The organism is Pseudomonas sp. SIMBA_067 (assembly GCF_046534675.1).
In the GTDB taxonomy this organism is placed as follows: domain Bacteria; phylum Pseudomonadota; class Gammaproteobacteria; order Pseudomonadales; family Pseudomonadaceae; genus Aquipseudomonas; species Aquipseudomonas putida.
The window spans coordinates 1-278 of the sequence record NZ_JAWRYH010000317.1; the positions used below are offsets into that span (position 1 = coordinate 1).

General features: G+C 62.9%; 1 protein-coding gene. It reads left to right on the forward strand.

Going from position 1 to position 278, the window contains the following annotated elements:
- Window positions 1-278, forward strand: a 278-nt coding sequence (locus SB765_RS29265; protein WP_410932439.1) for a phosphoenolpyruvate carboxylase, incomplete at both ends; no start/stop codon positions are given.

Sequence of the window (278 nt, forward strand, 5' to 3'; positions counted from 1 at the left end):
GCCGCCAGCTGGGCGCAATATCAGGCACAGGATGCCCTGATTAAAACCTGTGAGAAGGCCGGGATTTCACTGACGCTGTTCCACGGACGCGGCGGCAGCATTGGCCGTGGCGGCGCACCCGCCCATGCAGCGCTGCTGTCGCAACCACCAGGCAGCCTGCGCGGCGGTCTGCGCGTGACCGAACAGGGCGAGATGATCCGCTTTAAATATGGTTTACCCGCCGTCACCATCGCCAGCCTGTCGCTCTACACCGGCGCAATTCTGGAAGCGAACCTGAT